General features: G+C 29.6%; 17 protein-coding genes. 14 read left to right on the plus strand and 3 right to left on the minus strand.

All coding sequences use genetic code 11. The features are described from left to right. Positions 1-18: 18 nt before the first annotated feature. Positions 19-1,392: a sodium-dependent transporter gene (locus CCC31_RS11280; protein ID WP_290851640.1), complete on the minus strand. Its 1,374-nt coding sequence runs from the start codon at positions 1,390-1,392 to the stop codon at positions 19-21. 290 nt (positions 1,393-1,682) lie between these two features. On the opposite strand from CCC31_RS11280, the gene CCC31_RS11285 reads away from it, so the two are divergent. The 10 genes from CCC31_RS11285 to CCC31_RS11330 all read left to right on the plus strand — a co-directional run bounded on the left by CCC31_RS11285 (position 1,683) and on the right by CCC31_RS11330 (position 11,375). Continuing rightward, on the plus strand, positions 1,683-1,973 hold the full coding sequence (locus CCC31_RS11285; protein ID WP_290851642.1) for a TetR-like C-terminal domain-containing protein: 291 nt from the start codon (positions 1,683-1,685) through the stop codon (positions 1,971-1,973). Positions 1,974-2,127: 154 nt separating this feature from the next. Continuing rightward, entirely contained in the window at positions 2,128-2,259 is a 132-nt protein-coding gene (locus CCC31_RS11290; RefSeq protein WP_278286568.1) for a hypothetical protein, read from the plus strand. A gap of 35 nt (positions 2,260-2,294) precedes the next feature. Next, the gene (locus CCC31_RS11295; protein ID WP_117909737.1) at positions 2,295-2,504 is read left to right on the plus strand and encodes a hypothetical protein; all 210 of its coding nucleotides are present in this window, start codon (positions 2,295-2,297) and stop codon (positions 2,502-2,504) included. Further along, positions 2,494-2,619, plus strand: a complete 126-nt coding sequence (locus CCC31_RS11300; RefSeq protein WP_260978319.1) for a hypothetical protein — start codon at positions 2,494-2,496, stop codon at positions 2,617-2,619. Before CCC31_RS11295 ends, CCC31_RS11300 begins: the two co-directional genes overlap by 11 nt. A gap of 551 nt (positions 2,620-3,170) precedes the next feature. Beyond that, positions 3,171-3,878, plus strand: coding sequence for a LytTR family DNA-binding domain-containing protein (locus CCC31_RS11305; protein ID WP_022087902.1), 708 nt, complete (start codon positions 3,171-3,173; stop codon positions 3,876-3,878). Beyond that, entirely contained in the window at positions 3,875-5,134 is a 1,260-nt protein-coding gene (locus CCC31_RS11310; protein ID WP_118565584.1) for a GHKL domain-containing protein, read from the plus strand. The genes CCC31_RS11305 and CCC31_RS11310 overlap by 4 nt, the downstream gene beginning before the upstream one ends. A 198-nt stretch (positions 5,135-5,332) precedes the next feature. Next, complete coding sequence (locus CCC31_RS11315) at positions 5,333-7,222, plus strand: ABC transporter ATP-binding protein (RefSeq protein ID WP_118565583.1); 1,890 nt, start codon at positions 5,333-5,335, stop codon at positions 7,220-7,222. Then, positions 7,216-9,099, plus strand: coding sequence for an ABC transporter ATP-binding protein (locus CCC31_RS11320; RefSeq protein WP_118565582.1), 1,884 nt, complete (start codon positions 7,216-7,218; stop codon positions 9,097-9,099). The genes CCC31_RS11315 and CCC31_RS11320 overlap by 7 nt, the downstream gene beginning before the upstream one ends. A gap of 193 nt (positions 9,100-9,292) precedes the next feature. Further along, on the plus strand, positions 9,293-10,027 hold the full coding sequence (locus tag CCC31_RS11325; protein ID WP_022087906.1) for a LytTR family transcriptional regulator DNA-binding domain-containing protein: 735 nt from the start codon (positions 9,293-9,295) through the stop codon (positions 10,025-10,027). A gap of 118 nt (positions 10,028-10,145) precedes the next feature. Then, positions 10,146-11,375 carry a GHKL domain-containing protein gene (locus CCC31_RS11330; protein ID WP_260978315.1) on the plus strand — a complete coding sequence of 410 codons (1,230 nt, stop codon included), beginning with the start codon at positions 10,146-10,148 and terminating at the stop codon, positions 11,373-11,375. Positions 11,376-11,674: 299 nt separating this feature from the next. Here the strand turns inward: CCC31_RS11330 and CCC31_RS11335 are convergent, their stop codons facing one another. Beyond that, the gene (locus tag CCC31_RS11335; RefSeq protein WP_260978314.1) at positions 11,675-12,253 is read right to left on the minus strand and encodes an accessory gene regulator B family protein; all 579 of its coding nucleotides are present in this window, start codon (positions 12,251-12,253) and stop codon (positions 11,675-11,677) included. Positions 12,254-12,743: 490 nt separating this feature from the next. On the opposite strand from CCC31_RS11335, the gene CCC31_RS11340 reads away from it, so the two are divergent. Both CCC31_RS11340 and CCC31_RS11345 read left to right on the plus strand, forming a co-directional pair. After that, the gene (locus tag CCC31_RS11340) at positions 12,744-13,655 is read left to right on the plus strand and encodes an SEC-C metal-binding domain-containing protein (RefSeq protein WP_290851650.1); all 912 of its coding nucleotides are present in this window, start codon (positions 12,744-12,746) and stop codon (positions 13,653-13,655) included. 12 nt (positions 13,656-13,667) lie between these two features. Beyond that, positions 13,668-14,081, plus strand: coding sequence for an EamA family transporter (locus CCC31_RS11345; protein WP_022087911.1), 414 nt, complete (start codon positions 13,668-13,670; stop codon positions 14,079-14,081). Between the two features lie 217 nt (positions 14,082-14,298). On the opposite strand, the gene CCC31_RS11350 is transcribed toward CCC31_RS11345, so the two are convergent. After that, positions 14,299-15,240: an AEC family transporter gene (locus CCC31_RS11350; protein WP_147586013.1), complete on the minus strand. Its 942-nt coding sequence runs from the start codon at positions 15,238-15,240 to the stop codon at positions 14,299-14,301. A gap of 250 nt (positions 15,241-15,490) precedes the next feature. On the opposite strand from CCC31_RS11350, the gene CCC31_RS11355 reads away from it, so the two are divergent. After that, complete coding sequence (locus CCC31_RS11355; RefSeq protein ID WP_260978313.1) at positions 15,491-16,573, plus strand: iron-containing alcohol dehydrogenase family protein; 1,083 nt, start codon at positions 15,491-15,493, stop codon at positions 16,571-16,573. 25 nt (positions 16,574-16,598) lie between these two features. After that, positions 16,599-17,324 (plus strand): hypothetical protein, encoded by a 726-nt coding sequence (locus CCC31_RS11360; RefSeq protein ID WP_290851654.1) that lies wholly within the window; start codon positions 16,599-16,601, stop codon positions 17,322-17,324. Positions 17,325-17,639 lie beyond the last annotated feature (315 nt).

Genomic DNA, 17,639 nt, shown 5'->3' on the forward strand with positions numbered 1-17,639 from the left:
TAATATAGTATCCCTTTTTTATATTGTAATCAATCCAAATGCATTTGCGATTGAACTAAGAAGAATAATTGTTGCAAATATAGGACAAAGATATTTAATCATAAAATTAAAAATTTTCTTTCTGCGAAATTTTCCCTCGCCGTTAAGAACCTCTTCCTCAATCTTATTAAGACCAATTACCTTTGAAACGAGTATACATATGGCAAATGCTGCAATTGGCATCATTACAGAGTTTGTTAAAAAGTCAAAGAAATCTAAAAATTGCATTCCAATGATTTTTACACAGGCTAAAGGTCCATAACCAAGAGCTGATAAACTTCCTAGAACAAGCATTATTCCACCAAGAATGAAAGTAGCTTTCTTTCTGCCCCATCCAAATTCATCTTGAAAAGTTGAAACAGCACTTTCAGTTAAGGCTATTGAACTCGTAAGTGCTGCAAATAAAACTAATGTAAAGAATAAAATTCCAACAACCGTGCTAAGTCCCATGCTTTCAAACATTTTAGGAATAGTGATGAACATTAATGAAGGACCTGCATTTAAGGCATCAGGGTCACCACCAGAGAAAGCAAATACTGCAGGGATAATCATTAAGCCAGCCATAATCGCAATAGCGGTATCAAATATTTCTACATTTTTAGTAGAATCTTCGATTGATAAATCCTTCTTCATGTATGAGCCGAATGTAATTAAAATTCCCATAGCAATTGATAAAGAATAAAACATCTGTCCCATTGCAGCAACAACAGTCATCCATGAAAAATTCTCAAAATTAGGAATAAGGAAATATTTTACTCCGGCTAAAGCACCAGGTCGTGTCACAGAATAAATTGTAATTATAATTGATAAAACAATTAAAATAGGCATCATAAATTTTGATACACGTTCAATACCATTTCTAACTCCGGCATAAATAATGGCTAAAGTAATAAATGTAAATATTATAAAGCAGATTTCAGCGGAAAAACCACCTGTAATAAAATTAGTAAAATAGTCATCACCCGCTAATAATTTGCTGCCGCCAATTATATATTCAACTAAATATTTAATAACCCATCCACCAATTACAGAATAATATGGAACAATGAGAATAGGAATAATAGCGTTAATCCATCCGCCTAAAGATGCAAACTTAGAGTTGCCAAAAAATTTAAAAGCACCCACAGGACTTTTCTTAGTCATACGTCCAATAGATGTTTCAGCAACAATCATTGTATATCCAAATGTCAGGGCAAGAATGATATATACTAATAAGAACATCCCGCCGCCATATTTAGCAGCTAAATACGGAAATCGCCATATGTTTCCAAGACCTACAGAAGCTCCGGCAGCAGATAATACAAATCCCAGCTTTCCGGAAAAAGAACTCCTTTTATTATTGTGTTTTTTCATAATTTTTTACCTCTCATATACTTTTTAATCGCAAGTATAAAAAGTGTAACATAGAGCAGAAAAAAACACAATAAGAGTAGAATAAAATCGTCTGACAGAAGAGTAAAATAAATCGCTATGAAACAAAGAGTAAAAACAGTTAGAAATCAAATGAATATGCACCAAAGGATACATCAAAAGTGGTGGCATTAAGAAAACTTGACAGAAAGGCAAAAATGCCGGCAACGATATTTACTTATACTTTTGGTATTTTATAAGCATTAATTACAGGAATAGGGATGTGTCTGTCAATGAAGGTAATAGGCAATGGAAACCTGATGTTTATTTTGGGAATAATAATTGGCATAATAGGATTGGCATGCATGGGAGTAAATTACCCGATTTATAAAAAAATGTTTAAACACATTTTTAGTCCGGCAATGGATATGTATAGTATTTCAAATGAAGAAAAAACATATATTACAGCATTTTACATAAATGGAATGATTGCTGTTGTAAAAGAATGGCTACAAAATGATTGCAAAATGTCAGAAGAACATATATGTGACATAATTTTAAAATGTGTAAATACATCTAATTAATAAAGTATTTAATGTAATCTTGCAGTGTTAAAAATATTAATATTAGTTAAATTTAGTAATTACAAAACAATTTAATATTATGGTCAAATTTAAATTATTATAATAAGCAGTAATGAATATTTGGAGAAGAATTTTATGAAAGCAGGAATTTATCTTGGAAAAGAGAGTATATCTGTATCCAAGATTTGTAAAAAATGATACAAAGAGAGCAGGAACAATAGGCGGCTTTTCAGAGTATATTTTAGTACCGGAGGCAAAGTTAAAGCATTTATACCGGCTGAAATAAGTGACAGGGAAGCAAGTTTAATTGAGCCTTTTACAGTGGGATGCAGAGCTGCAAGACGTTCACAACCACAAAAAGGAGAAAAAGCAATTGTATTTGGATGTGGAACAATTGGAATTGCAGCTGCAATTACGCTAAAATATTTTGGATTAGATCAAGTTATAATAGCAGATTTATCAGATTTCAGATTGAATATTGCAAAAAAACTTGGATTTGAAACATGCAATATAGCAAATAATGAAAAGTAAACGATGGGATATTGAATCAATTATCACGGATGAATATCCGTTAGAAAAACTTGACGAAGCAATAGAAAAGGCATCAAAGTCAGACGAAGCATTTAATGTTGTGATTAAATTTTAGAAAAGATAAACAGCGTAGGAGTAGGACAATTTTCTCAAGCAATTGCTGCAGTAGAAAAAACAGAGGAATAGAATTTATATGGTTAAAAAATATGGCTAAAATGAAAAGGGCTTTTTCATTTTAGCCATATTGCAATTGTATAGGTAATTTATAAATGATAAATATTACCTTTTACTAACTAACAACCGAATTTAAAAAAATTGCAAAGAGCATTAAATAACTCGGAACAGCTATTGAATTTAAAACACATAGTTTCGTCCTCCTTATTTTAGATTTGTACTGGCCAATTACAAGATGAATTGTAACAATTTCGTAATATTTAAACAATAGGGGATAATTGGAAATAGTTTATACGTTTAAAATAAAATTTCCTAAGTACATAAATATGTGGAACTAAGCTCAAAGCATTTTAAAAGCCCTACAAATTTAAAAATAAGTTAAATATAGGGCAAGTTGCACGAGTTTACCTAAGCCCAAATAAAGATGCTTTTGAAATTGAATTATGATATAATTACAAAATCCCTACTAATTAAGAAAGAGAAGGTCAGAAAATGAATATTGCAATTTGTGATGATGATAGGGTGATTATTGAACAGATTGAAGAATTTCTTCAAATTATTCACGATAAATCATTGGAATATGAGGTGTTTTTTTGTGCGGAAGAATTACAGAAATACATAACAGAAAATAATGTTAATTTTGATGTGTTTATATTAGATATTGAAATGAAAGAAATGTCAGGGATAGATTTTGCAAAAAAACTTCGAGAGAAAAATGTTGATTCTTTAATTATTTTTATGACCAGTCATTCGCAATATGTGTTTGATGTGTTTGAAACCGTAACATTTGACTTTATACAAAAACCGTTAACCTTCGAAAAAATAAAAAATACATTAGAGAAAACAAAGAACTATTTAGAAATAAAGAGAAGGAGCTTTGTATTTTCTTACAAAAAAAATAATTACAACATTGCATTTTCAGATATTTGTTATTTAGAAAAAGATGGTAGAAAAGTATGGATATATACAATTGATGATAAAAAATATCAATGTAATATGACATTGAAAGAAATATGGTCACAATTAGATGATGAAATGTTTGGAATGTTAAATAAATCGTTGATTGTAAATCTTTCAAAAATCGAAGGGATTATAGGAGAAAATGTAATTTTGCAAGATGACAGGATGCTATATGTAAGCAGAGATTATAGAAAAGAAATTAAGAAAAAACACTTGAATTATTTAAGGGGGCAGGTATGAATTTAATTTATGATTTAATAATAAATATAATTGATTATTTGATTATTTTCAAATATTTTAAGAGTTTTAGTGAAAAAAGAACTATGAAAAAGAAATATTGTACGATTCTTTTTTGTGGATGCATAATTTGGATTAGTGTTGTAAATCAGTTTCACAATCCAAATGCAAATCTGATTTTATGTATATTGATGATTTATCTATATAGTTGCTCATTTTCATATAGTATTTCGTATCATATAATTCTACCGGTTTTGTACATAGGATTTGGAATTGTAGCGGAACTGATAGGATTTTTTGTTTTGAATTTTTTAGGACAGGCAATTCCATATTTTATCCGTTACTATGGAAGTTCTTTTATCTGCGAAATTATCCGCTTTTTAATAGTTTATGCAATTTGTAAAGTTAGGAAAATAAAATTCCCTAAATTGTCTTTTGATATAAGTAAATATCTGGTTATTATTCCACTTACATGTGTTTGTATATGTTGTATAACTATGAATATTATTCAAAACAGTAAGAATAATCCGGTTATTATAATGTGTTTAATGATAATAGTTATGACAATTTCGAGTAATGTTTTAATGTTTAAAATGTTTGTTAAAGTAACAGAAACATTATCGGATAATTATGAAAAGGAAATGTTGTTACAAGAGGCACAGGCAAAAGAACAATATTATAATGAAGTGGAAAAAAGTAATAAAGAGATACGAAGAATTAAGCATGATTTGAAAAATATGCTATTAGCGATATGCTCAGAGGCACAAAAGAATAATGAGATTTCAAAAGAAATATATAAAATCATTAATGAGTTAGATGCGAGTAACAAAAAATTATATACATCTAATATAGTTATAAATACGATAATAAATCACAAGATGTGCCTGGCAGAAAATTTGAAAATAAAGACATATGTAAACATTAAAGTACCAAAATCCGTTAATCTTGATTATAAAGATGCAGGAATCCTGTTAGGAAATATATTAGATAATGCAATAGAATCTTGCAAAAAAATTAATATGGAAGACAGATGGATTAAAATAGACATAATTTATAAGAAGAATACAATGTTTATAAAAATCTGCAACAGCAAGATAAAGGAGTTAGTGAATATAAAACAAACTAGTAAACATGATGGGCATAATCATGGAATTGGAGTATCAAGTATAGAGAATATTGTAAAAAAATATGGTGGGTATGTAGAATTTATTGATAAAGGAGAAGAATTTGAAGTAGCTGTAAGTTTGTATGGAATATAAGAATTGTTAATAAAAATGGCAATCGGGCAATTATTATATTGATATTTGTAAATGCGAAAAATATTTTACAAATGATTACATATAAAACACAAATGATTACATTGTGGCAAAAAAAGAAAAAATTTAAGGTATGATAGAAAAATCTGAAGCAAAATAATTACTGGAAAATTATATTCTGAAAACAAAAAAGGAGAGGTTATGAATAAAATATTGGAGAGGTTTAAAAATTTCTTTTCTGCATCCCATGATAGGGAACAAAAAGGAATTCAGTCAACTAAGCATGGAATGCTTAATAATTTCATGTTTGCAGTTAAGCTGACGTGGAGTTTTAGCAGAATATTTATTATAGCGGTTATTGCCGGTGGAATATTAATCTCATTATACAATCTTATTGGAATTTATATACCAAAAATTGCTTTAGCATTGGTAGAGCAAAAGGTTAGTACAGACGTAATGATTAAGGTGATGGTAATAGTGGGAGTGGCAACTCTTATACTTAATCTTATTGCCTATAAGGCTAGTTATATTTGCGAATATCAGTGGGAAAACGTGTACAAAGGTATAGTTTCAAAATATCTTAGAAAATCATTTACAACGGATTTTAAAAATATGGAAAATCCGGATTTCCTTGATTTAACTCAAAGATCAAAACAGGCATTGTATACATATCAGGGAATTCATGGATATTGCATGAGAGGGCAGAACATAATTGCCAATCTTACCATGGTATTTATTTCCGGCTTTGCCATAGCTTTAGTTAATCCGGTGCTTGTACTTGTTATAATTACACTTTCGTTTTTTATCTATAAAATTTTAGATTCAACAATGGAGTGGAGCAAGACAGAATTTAGAGATGCTATGGCATCTAATTATAGAAAAAATAGTTATTTTTCAAATACAGCAAGAGACTTTAAGTACGCTAAGGACATAAGACTGTTTAAAATGCAGGAGTTTATACAGAATATGTGGAATGACATTAACACAATATATTATGCTGCCTGCAAAAAACATCACAGTAAGTGGATTATGTGTGAAGCAAAAATGAGTATGCTTAGGTTAATTCAAAATGTATTGCTATATTCAGTGCTTATTTACATGATTATGTTTAGGGGCATGAGTATTTCTAATTTTGTTTTATATATTGGATTAGTGGCTGCATTTTCAACAGCCATGACTGATCTGTTTTGCAATCTTGTGTGGATGAATATGAACAGAATGCAGTTAGATGATTTTAGAACATTTATGGATTGGACAGAGGATATACCTGACTATCAAAAGGGTGAGGGAACAATAAAGAATATCAAATTAGAAAAATACGAATTTAAATTTGAAAATGTCTCATTTAAATATCCGGGACATGATAAATTTATTCTTAAAAATCTTAACCTCACAATAGAGGCAGAAAGTAAGCTTGCAATAGTAGGAATAAACGGTGCAGGAAAAACTACTCTCACAAAGCTTCTTATGAGACTATATGAACCAACAGAGGGAAGAATTTTACTTAATGGAGTTGATATAAAACAGTTTGACAGAGAATCATATTTTAATATCTTTGCTCCGGTATTTCAGAATATAGAAATATTTGCTTTCCCTGTATGGCAGAACATTTCAATGAAATCTGATAATGAAACTGATAGAGACAAGGTTATGGAAACATTAAAAAGAAGTGATTTAGATGAGAAGATTAACAGGTACGAAAACAAAATCGACACAAAACTTCTTAGAATTATTGATCCTGACGGAGTGGATCTTTCCGGTGGAGAAAGACAAAGACTTGCTATGGCAAGAGCATTGTACAGTGACAGGGATGTACTTGTACTTGATGAACCTACGGCAGCACTTGATGCACTTGCAGAAGATAAGATGTATCAGGAATTTAATGAAATGGTAAAGGGAAAGACTGCAATTTTCATTTCACACAGACTTTCAAGTACAAGATTTTGTGACAAAATAGTTATGTTTGAGGATGGAAAAATTATTGAAGAGGGAACACATGATGAATTAATGAAAACTGGCGGAAAATATAGTGATATGTTTCAGATTCAGGCACAGTATTACAAAAGTGAGAAGGAGGGAGTAACATGCTAAAAAAATTATTTAGTGGAATTAAAGACATAGCTTTTTGCACCGGATATTTTGCAAAGTTTGCATGGAAAAAGCTTCCAATCTATTACTTTTATATTTTGTTGTCAGTTATAGTTAACACAGCAGGACCTTTTGTTTCTATTATCGGCTCAAAATATTTAATTAATGAAATCGTATATGAGCAGAACAGAAACATTGGTATGATAATTTTCTGGGTAGCTTTTATCTGCATTGGAACTTATCTTTATGCAGTAGTAGGAAAGTTTGCAAATGAGAAGCAGAATTATTGTAATGACCGTTTTGACAGAATGCTTCAAATGGAAATAAGTTTTAATACTATGCAAATGAAGTTTGAGTATACTGAAAATTCTGAAATGCTAGACAGTGTAAATAAAGCGGGCCGCGCATTTGAACAAACTAACCTTATACAGGGACTTACAGACGGAATCGTAGGACTTATAAGTAATATATTAGTGCTTGCAGGGGTTATGTATATAGTTGTTAATTGCTCAGTATGGTTACTTATTCCTGTATTTTTAAGTTTCGTTATTAATACATATATGACAATGAAAACAACAAAATTAAAGGAAAATTATTTCTCTGAAGCAATGGAAATAGACCGTGTTGTTGATTATTATCTGGATGAACTTACAACAGGTGAGTATGCCAAGGATATTAGAATTTATAATGCAGATAATATGATTATTGATAACCAGAAGGAACAAAGTACTAAGCAATATAATCTTTCAAAAAGAAGCATGAAAAAAATATGGAATAATGAAAAAATTTCAATAACATCAACGGAGATTTGTAATATAGCAGTTTATATTATTCTTGGTGTAAATACATTAACAGGAAAGATTACAATCGGAGATTTTAGCAGCCTTACACAGGCAGTTATTAAGTTTACGGAAGCACTTTATAATATTTCAAGAGGATTAATGGGATTAAAGTATACAGCATCAATTCTAAAATATTATCTTGATTATATTGAAAAAGCTGAAATTGATATAAAATATGAGAAAAGTAAAAATGCAGAAGTTCCAAATGTTAATGATGGTGTATCTATAGAATTTAAAAATGTAAGTTTTAAATATCCTAATACAGATGTTTATATTTTAAAAAACATAAATACATCAATACATCCGGGAGAACATCTTTCAATAGTAGGAAAAAATGGTGCAGGAAAGACAACTTTCATAAAACTTCTTTGCAGATTATATGAAGTTACAGAAGGAGAAATTCTTGTAAATGGAGTAAATATAAATGATATAGAATACTCTAAATATTTAGATTTACTTTCAGTAGTTTTTCAGGATTACAGGCTTATGGCATTTTCCATAAAGGATAATATTGATATGGGACAGAATAAATATGCCAATGGCGATATAGGACAGAAAGAATATGCCAATGGCGATATGGGACAGAATAAATATTCTAATGTTGAAAATAAGATTAATGAACTGTGCAAAATAGTAGAGATTGACGGTTGGATTAATTCTTTGGAAAATAAGCAAAATACAAACCTTTATAAAATGTTTGATGAGTCAGGAGTTGAACCATCAGGTGGTCAGGCTCAGAAGCTTGCAATTGTCAGGGCATTGTATAAGGATGCACCGGTAGTAGTACTTGACGAACCTACAGCAGCCTTAGATCCAATCGCTGAATTTGAAGTCTATAACAACTTTGATAAGCTTGTTGGTGGAAAAACCGCAGTTTATATATCCCATAGACTTTCATCCTGTAGATTTTGCGACAGAATAATAGTTTTTGATGGTGGTACAATAATTGAGGACGGAAGTCATGACAAATTAATGGAAAATACAAACGGATTTTATTTTAATATGTACAATACTCAGGCTAAACACTACCAGAATTAATTGCTACAGGATTTAAGTAGTATCGGAGTTATAGATAGCCATATTGGAATAAGAGCAAGTATTTTATTAAAAAAGAAAAATAAAAAATTATTGTAACTTGAAAAAACGCACACATCCATAGTATCATTGATAAATAAGCTGAATTTTACAGAACCAATATGAGTAAAAACCTAAAAGAAGAGGAAAATAATCAATGACAGTGCAGAAGAAAAATATTCTGGTTATAGAAGATAGTGAACAATACATGGATATGATTTGTAGCAAATTATCAAATATTACCGACATAAATGTTTACAAGGCAAAAGATAGTGCGCAGGCATATAAATATGCGTTAGAAGAAAATATAAGCGTATTTATAGTGGATATAATTCTTGATACAAATGCTTTAGGAGATGTGTCAGGAATTAAATTCGTTGAAAGAATACGAACCATACCTGAATACAAATTTACACCAATTATAATCACATCATCTTTAGAAGACCCTAAGTTACATTCATACAGTTATTTGCACTGTTATCGCTACTTTGAAAAATCTTATGACATCAATGAACTTATGGATACAGTTAAAGAAGTATTAGAATTTGAAACTCCGAAGGAAGAATCGAAGATAATATATTATAAAAGAGACGGAATTTTGTTCTCACTTCAGACAAAAGATATTGTATATGTAGAGAACAGAAACAGGTACATAGAATATCATTGCACAGATGGAGTACATAAGGCACCATATGCGTCATGTAAGAGTATTATTCAGGAGTTAGGAGATAACAATTTTGCACAATGTAATAAACATGTTGTTGTAAATATGAACTATATTTTAAGTATAGACTCAGTTAACAGATATATTAAACTTATAAATAATTATGGAGAACTTGAAATAGGCCCTAGATTAAAAAAAGAATTTATGAGCAGGTTGAAAAATGAGTGAGATTTTAATTTATTTTTTTGAAATAATATCTGTAATAATATGCATACATAACTTATATGGTCGAAAAAATATAATTTCCATTTATACATTAAGTTTTATAAGTTTAGAGATAATTTATATGTATTTAGTTAATGAAGAAGTGCTTTTTAAAGAGACAATGTTAATAATGTATTTGTTTTTCATTATTTATTCGATGCTTCAGTTTGGTGACAGTATTGTAAATTCTGTTTATAACTGCATGTTGACAATGCTCATTGTATCAGTTACGCAAATGATAATGTACATACCTGCAAGTCTTCTTATTTATAAGTTCATTAAAAATGAAAATTTTATGGCATTGTTTATAAACATAGCTGTTCTGATATTTGTATTCTTTTCACAGAAATCAAAATTATATAAGATATTACACAATATAATTGTTGATAAAGAAAAGAGGGGGATGGTGTGTATATTAGTAAATGGATTAATTCTTGCATATTATCTTTATAAGTTCAAAAAAGACAATTTTATTATGACAGATGCATATCTTACAGGAGGATTATTGTTTGTTATAGTAATATTTGCCATCTATAGATGGCAGCAGTCAACTTACGAAGTTAAATTAAAGCAAAAGCAGTTAGAAATGACTAGAATATATAATGATTCCTTTAAAAGTCTGATAGATGTTGTACGTAAAAATCAGCACGATTTTAATAATCATTTGCTTGCTTTATCAGCTCTGGAAAATGAAGAAAACAATGAAAAGATAAAACAGCGAAAGAATGAATATAAGAACAGAATCTCTGAAGAAAATAAGTATAATAGTATTTTATATAGAATTAATGAACCTATTATCGCAGGATTTTTATTTGGCAAATTAAAAGAAACTGAAAATATGGGTGTAGAAACAACGTATGATGTAAATTTATGCACTGGAGAATTTAAATACATATCAGTTTATGATTTCATAGAAATTCTTGGAATATTAATAGATAATGCAAGAGATGCAATTCTTTCAAATAAAACTACACAAAATAACTGGGAAAATATAAGAGATAATAATGAGTGTGGAAATGAAGGAAGTGTAAAGGGCAATAATGACTGTGAAAAAAAAGAAAACATTACAATTAAAATAGCTGAAACTGAAAAGAAAGTAATAGTTGAGGTCTCAAATCCTTATACATATTGTACGGAGGATGAGATAATTAAGATGTTTGAAAAAGGATATTCTACAAAAGGTGAAGATAGAGGAATTGGTCTTAACAAAATAAAAGAATATCAGGATAAATATAAGTTTGATATTTTAGTAGAAAACATAATGACTAAAATTGGAAATACAATAAAGTTTTCAGTAATAATTGAAAAATAAATTCCATAGGCATCAAAGTTGAGGCCTTTTGCCACAACATAATAATTTTGTGTCTACATCGTAATAATCAACAAATAAAAATCTGCCTTTCATTGTAATGACGGTCATACAGACTGTCGGGTGTGTCAATGAAGGCAGATTTTTTGGAGTAAAAGATTATGAAGGTTAATTATTCAAAGTCTTCTTTGCGAGGAAGTTTAGGTTCCCCAAAGAAACAAAAGCTAACTTTTGAAAATTTAAAACCCCATGATAATGCTAAACACAATGTACAAAGTGTGTTTAAAGTAGAAAGTTTGAATTTACGCATTAGCACATTCCTCCTTTTTTGAGATTTTAGCAATAAATAATTGCGCTGTATGTAACACAATAGTCCAGAATCCAACTTGAAAGTATGTAGCAAATAAGCTGAATTCATGGAAAAAGCTAACAAAAATAATAAAAATAAAAATTATAACAAATCCGGTATTTCGACATTTCTTAATCAAAATACTGTCAGGCGAAGGTCTGAACGGTGATGCTATTGGACCTATTTTATAATTGATAATCATACATATTGTACATATGGAAATTATTAATATAGGTGCTACAAATAAAAGTTTGGGAAGTAGTATAATTGAAGAAAATAAAACGACAAATGTTAATAAAAAACATGTAATATAATGTTTACAATGAATTCCACCGATGTTAATTCTTAAAAATAAAAGCAAAATCAAAGAAACTAAGAATGATTTAAAATAACCTAAAAATCCAAAAAATATACCGAAAATAATAAGTTTTGAAAATTCATAAAAGATGCTTGTAAGTACATATTTTACCATTGCTATATCATAACTGCTGTAGCCGTATTCATCTTTTAATTCATCGATAAGACTTTGCATATTAATTCTCCATTCTTCTGCCATAAGATTTACGGCAGGAATAGTAATGAAATAAATTCACACTAAAACCACACCCAAAGATGTGTAGAGTATAGAAAGATATTTGTCGAATTAAAGAAAAAAAGTAAAAGGTATGTTGTTTAAATGAAAAAATACAGAAAATTGCTGATAATATGAAAAAATGTGCGTTTTTTAGTAAAAAAACATATAATTTAAAAGAAATATTGGTGATACATACTCAATATTTGACGAATTAAAAATCAAATAAGTATAAAATTTAGAAATAGGAAATATAAAATTTGAAAAATTAACTAATGGTTTATATGAATGATAACCTTCAATTTAATAAAACAATTGAAAAAAATAATTGAGTTTGCTATACTTTTATCGGCAAACAAGCGTTCTTAGAGTTGAAAATAGCAGATAATATAAGAGCTTATCAACGCGAACTAGGGAAATATTAAACGTTTAGAAGAGAGGATTTAAATTAATGAAAAAAGGTACAGCTTTAAAAGAAATTTTTAATGATTTTCTCAAAAATGAATTAAAAGACATTGCTAAGCAGAAAAAGATAAGAGGTTATTCAACACTTAATAAAGAACAATTGATTGATAAAATTGTAGAACATATGTTGAATGACGAAGAAGTAGAAAAATATTTCCAATATCTTACAAATGAAGAAATTGAAGCGGTTAAAAAAGAAATTACTTCAACTGAAGGTGGAAAGTCTAACAATGCTTTATATGAAAAATTATATGCAGCCGGTTATTTAGGCGGAATGAATAATGGTGAAATAGTAGTGCCGGTAGAAGTTCAGGCAGTACTTGAAAAAATAGAAAATAAAGAGTTTAATGAGAAACGTAAAGTGACCAGTTTCTTATTAAGCAGTTTGAGAACAATGTGTGTATTATATGGAAAGATTTCGATAGATTTGCTTATGCAGATTATGAAAGATGGAATTAATTATAATGAAAGCACAGAAGAGTTAATTAACAGAATTGAAAGTATACCGGAAGTATATAATGAATTTGAAGTTAATGATAACGTTGTATCTCATAAGAGATTGTCTGATTCAGAAGATAATTCTATAAAAGATGAAAGTAAATATTATATTCCAACTGTTGAGGAAATAAATACAATAGGTGTTTATGGAGAACTTCCTAATGGCCCTTCTAATGTTGAATTAGTAAGTTCTGTAGTTAAAGAAAACACCGGCGAAAATAAAGCAGCAAGAAAGGTAATTTCTAATCCTACCAGAATAGATGATTCAATTCCTTGGACATTTGACAATATGGGCAAAAGATTAGTTAATCAGCCGGTTGTTAAGACAAAGAAAGTTTATCCTAATGATAAATGCCCTTGCGGAAGTGGAAAGAAATATAAATATTGTTGCGGAAGATAGAGGTGAATGACAATGTGGTTGGTATTTGCAATTTTGTCATCTGTATTTGCAGCTTTAACATCTATACTTGCTAAAGTTGGAATAGATGGAGTTAATTCTAATCTGGCTACAGCCATAAGAACTCTGGTAGTTTTAATTATGGCATGGGCAATGGTATTTCTGACTAATAATCAATCGGGAATTACGGAAATAGGAAAGAAAAGTTGGATATTTTTGATTTTGTCAGGGCTGGCCACAGGAGCTTCATGGTTGTGCTACTATAAAGCATTACAGATGGGAGATGCGTCAAAGGTAGTTCCAATAGACAAATTAAGTGTAGTGATAACTTTGATTATGGCTTTTGTATTTTTGCATGAAGATTTTACATCAAAATCAATTATAGGATGCATACTTATCACGTCAGGAACTTTGTTCATGGTTATTTAGAGAATATAAGATATAGAATAAGCAGTTTAATATACCAAATAAGTTTATATTAACTATAACGAACAACAGTTTTATAAAAATTTATAAATATAAAATACACTTTTAGTAAAAAAATCAGAAGTAATATTGTGAATTTAATAAACGCAATATTGCTTCTGATTTTTTTGTAAAGACACCAAACACAAAATAATTAGAAGATTCTATATTATAAAATAGATTAAACTGCAAATAAATATAAAAATGCAGGGATTGTAAATAGAGATAAAAGTGTTGTTAAAAAAATAGTTCTTGAAGTTAATTTTTTGTCTAAATCATATTCTGTGGCAAATATAAGTGCTGTATTTGCTACAGGCATTAGTGATTCAATAAAAAAGACATTTCTAACTAAAGTATCTTTAATGAATAGTTGAAATAATGGATAACAAATTAGTGGAATAATAATTAGCTTGACAAATGTAAATAAGTAAACTCTTTTATCTTTAAATATTTCACCTATTTTCATAGATGCTAACGTTGAACCAATTAACATCATTGCAAGTGGTGAGGTCAGATTACCAAGTATTGATATTGCATTTGTTATAGGAATAGGAAAACTTATGTCTAATGCATAAATTACAATGGAAAGCAAAGAGCATATTATACCTGGTGATAATATGTTTTTTAATGTAAAGGCCATCTTTTTCGCAGTCCCATATCCTATTAAAACTACTCCATAAGTAAATGTACAACAGGTAAATATAATGTTGAGAATGGCTGCATAAAATACAGCGGTAGTTCCCTGCTCAGAGCCAAATGCAGCCTGAATAACAGGAAAACCCATAAATCCTACATTTGAAAAAGTTAGCATAAAAGTATATATGCCTTGTGTATTGAAAGGCATTTTAATTAATTTAATTATTATAAAACTGATAATAGGTAATACTGCGTATAAAACAATTGAAGCAATAAATACGAATAACACAGTTGAACCTTTAGGACGTTGTGCCATAGACAAAACAGAATCTATTGTTGTCATGGGTAGGGTTATATTTACAACCAGTTTATTTAATTTCTTATTAGTAAGTTCGTCAAAATATTGTAATTTATATGCAAGATATCCGGTACATATAATTAAAAAAAGCATAATGAGCTGATTAAAAAGAACGGATATATTTATCATTTGAAAAACCTCCGGAATTTGTAAATGTGTAGATAGTCATTAAAAATATTATCGCTAAAACGTTAAATAAGCAATGTTTTTATTAAGTGAAAAAATTCTCGGATTTGTGATATACTTTATATGATAGGGCAAAAGCATAAAGTATTGATGCTCATTTTGTGAATGACTTAGGAATATTCACAGAGCTATTTATAATCTGCCTTTACCTATAATATTAATTTTACTTTAGCAAAGGAAACATAAAAAATAAATGGAAAATTACAGTATGCATCTTCCAAGTTATTCAATTGGAGATAAAGTATATAATAAAATACCTGAAATTTGTGAGCCATATGGTACAAAGGTTATTGCTATAGGTGGGCATAAAGCAATTGCAGCCGCAAAGGATAAAATAATAGCAGCCTGCAAAGAATCAAAATTAGAAATATTAGATTTTATCTGGTATGGTGGAGAAGCAACTTACGAAAATGTAGAAAAATTAATGGAAAATGATTTGGTAAAACAAGCAGATATGATTTTCTCAATTGGTGGAGGAAAATCAACAGATACTGGAAAATGTCTTGGGGTAAAATGTGGTAAACCTGTATTTTCATTCCCAACAATAGCGTCAAACTGTTCTGCCTGCACAAGTGTTTCCATTATGTACTATCCTGATGGAAGATTTAAAGAACCGTTTTTCTTTCAGGCACCACCGGTACATGCATTTATTGATACGGATATTTTAGTACATTCCCCTTCAAGATATATGTGGGCAGGAATGGGTGATACTATGGCAAAGTACTTTGAAAGTACAATGTCTTCAAGAGGAGAAGAATTAAATCACTATACACAGATGGGTGTAGATGTAAGTAAAATGTGTTATGAACCTGTTCTTCGATATGGAAAAGAAGCAATGGAATCAAATAATGCGCAGGAAGTTTCATATGCCTATGAACAGGTTGTATTAGCAATTATAGTTTCAACAGGTATTGCATCTATATTTTTGACAGCGGAGCATATAATTGATTACAACACAGGACTTGCCCATGCAATATTTTATTCTCTTACGGCATATCCACACATAGAAAAGAATCATTTGCACGGAGAAGTAGTAAGTTATGGTGTATTAAATTTGCTGCTTGTAGATAAGAATGAAGAAGACTTTGAAAAAGTGTATAAGTTTAGTAAAGATGTAGGTCTTCCAACATGCCTTGCAGATTTAGAATTTGGAAAGGACAAGTTAGAAGAATTGGCTGAAAATGCAGTTGCCATGAAAGATATAGAGCATAATCCTTATAAAATTACAAAAGAAATGGTTGCCTGCTCAATGGGCAAATTAGAAAAAATGAAATAGTAGGAAGAACTTTGGAGGTGGTTTTATGAAAAAGAAAATCAGTATTATTGCATTATGTGTAGCTGTTGCAGGAGTTATAGCTTATTTTCCAATAAAGACTGCACTTGGTGGTAATGATGTAATGTCACAATGGGGTAAAATTTTAAGTGATGACAGCAAAAATGAAACATCAGGAAGTAAAGGTAAATTTAGAATTGCAACTGACGGACCGGCAGCACAAACATATTCTGCATCAGATGAAATATTTGAGTGTGGGAAAGATATTTTAATAACTAAAAGGGAAATAGAAGTTTCAAAGGCTTTTTATATGCTTAAGGGAGAAAGTGAGAAGACGGCAGAAAAAGAAGCTGTAAAATATATGGAAGAATTTAATGCAATGTATGTTAAGGCAATAAAAGCAGGTTTTGATGTTACAGATGAAGAAGTGGATAATTATATTGCTGATTTGAAGAAAATGTCAGATGAAGCTGAGAATGCCGATGATGTAAAAAAAGTGATAGCACAGTTTGATTCAGAAGATGAGTATTGGGCTTATGAAAAAGAAGTATATCAGAAGCAGTTGCCAATTCAAAAGTACGTTGAATCATTGGAAAATGCTTATGTTAAGAAGTCAGGTACGGATGTAAACAATGAGTCGGGTACAAAAGCGTGGAACAAAGAGTTAGATAAAATTAAAGAAAAAGCAGCAAAAGAGCAGAAGTACAAAAAAGTAAAATCTGTAAAAGATATAGATAATAAATTCGTTAAGTAATTAAAAAAAGATGCCGGAATTGTGGTGCGTAGCACTCAATAGTTTCGGCATCTTTTAGTATATGCTTAATTTTTATTTGAAAATAATGTAAGCCTAAAATCCACTATCACAAATTTTAAGTAGAAATAAATTTTGCTTTACGGCAAAAATTTAAACGTATAGAAAATATAAGTTAGTGTAAAATTTTAGGCGGCAAAAATATAAAAAAATAATTGACTTGTATTTTTTATAGCGTTATAATTCAAAACAACGATATAGATGACCATTAAAACCGTTGATGCGGAGGTAAAAGTGAATCGTGCACTTACAGAGAGC

Source organism: Eubacterium sp. LMAG:50 (assembly GCF_008680265.1).
Taxonomy (GTDB): Bacteria; Bacillota; Clostridia; order Lachnospirales; family Lachnospiraceae; genus Eubacterium_U; species Eubacterium_U album.

Coding starts and splice junctions, on each gene's coding strand:
- CCC31_RS11355 (WP_260978313.1), top strand. CDS start 15,491: ATGGAAAATTACAGTATGCATCTTCCAAGTTATTCAATTGGAGATAAA.
- CCC31_RS11345 (WP_022087911.1), top strand. CDS start 13,668: ATGTGGTTGGTATTTGCAATTTTGTCATCTGTATTTGCAGCTTTAACA.
- CCC31_RS11330 (WP_260978315.1), top strand. CDS start 10,146: ATGTATTTAGTTAATGAAGAAGTGCTTTTTAAAGAGACAATGTTAATA.
- CCC31_RS11350 (WP_147586013.1), bottom strand. CDS start 15,240: ATGATAAATATATCCGTTCTTTTTAATCAGCTCATTATGCTTTTTTTA.
- CCC31_RS11340 (WP_290851650.1), top strand. CDS start 12,744: ATGAAAAAAGGTACAGCTTTAAAAGAAATTTTTAATGATTTTCTCAAA.
- CCC31_RS11320 (WP_118565582.1), top strand. CDS start 7,216: ATGCTAAAAAAATTATTTAGTGGAATTAAAGACATAGCTTTTTGCACC.
- CCC31_RS11300 (WP_260978319.1), top strand. CDS start 2,494: ATGAAAAGTAAACGATGGGATATTGAATCAATTATCACGGATGAATAT.
- CCC31_RS11315 (WP_118565583.1), top strand. CDS start 5,333: ATGAATAAAATATTGGAGAGGTTTAAAAATTTCTTTTCTGCATCCCAT.
- CCC31_RS11285 (WP_290851642.1), top strand. CDS start 1,683: ATGAAGGTAATAGGCAATGGAAACCTGATGTTTATTTTGGGAATAATA.
- CCC31_RS11305 (WP_022087902.1), top strand. CDS start 3,171: ATGAATATTGCAATTTGTGATGATGATAGGGTGATTATTGAACAGATT.
- CCC31_RS11360 (WP_290851654.1), top strand. CDS start 16,599: ATGAAAAAGAAAATCAGTATTATTGCATTATGTGTAGCTGTTGCAGGA.
- CCC31_RS11280 (WP_290851640.1), bottom strand. CDS start 1,392: ATGAAAAAACACAATAATAAAAGGAGTTCTTTTTCCGGAAAGCTGGGA.
- CCC31_RS11325 (WP_022087906.1), top strand. CDS start 9,293: ATGACAGTGCAGAAGAAAAATATTCTGGTTATAGAAGATAGTGAACAA.
- CCC31_RS11310 (WP_118565584.1), top strand. CDS start 3,875: ATGAATTTAATTTATGATTTAATAATAAATATAATTGATTATTTGATT.
- CCC31_RS11335 (WP_260978314.1), bottom strand. CDS start 12,253: ATGCAAAGTCTTATCGATGAATTAAAAGATGAATACGGCTACAGCAGT.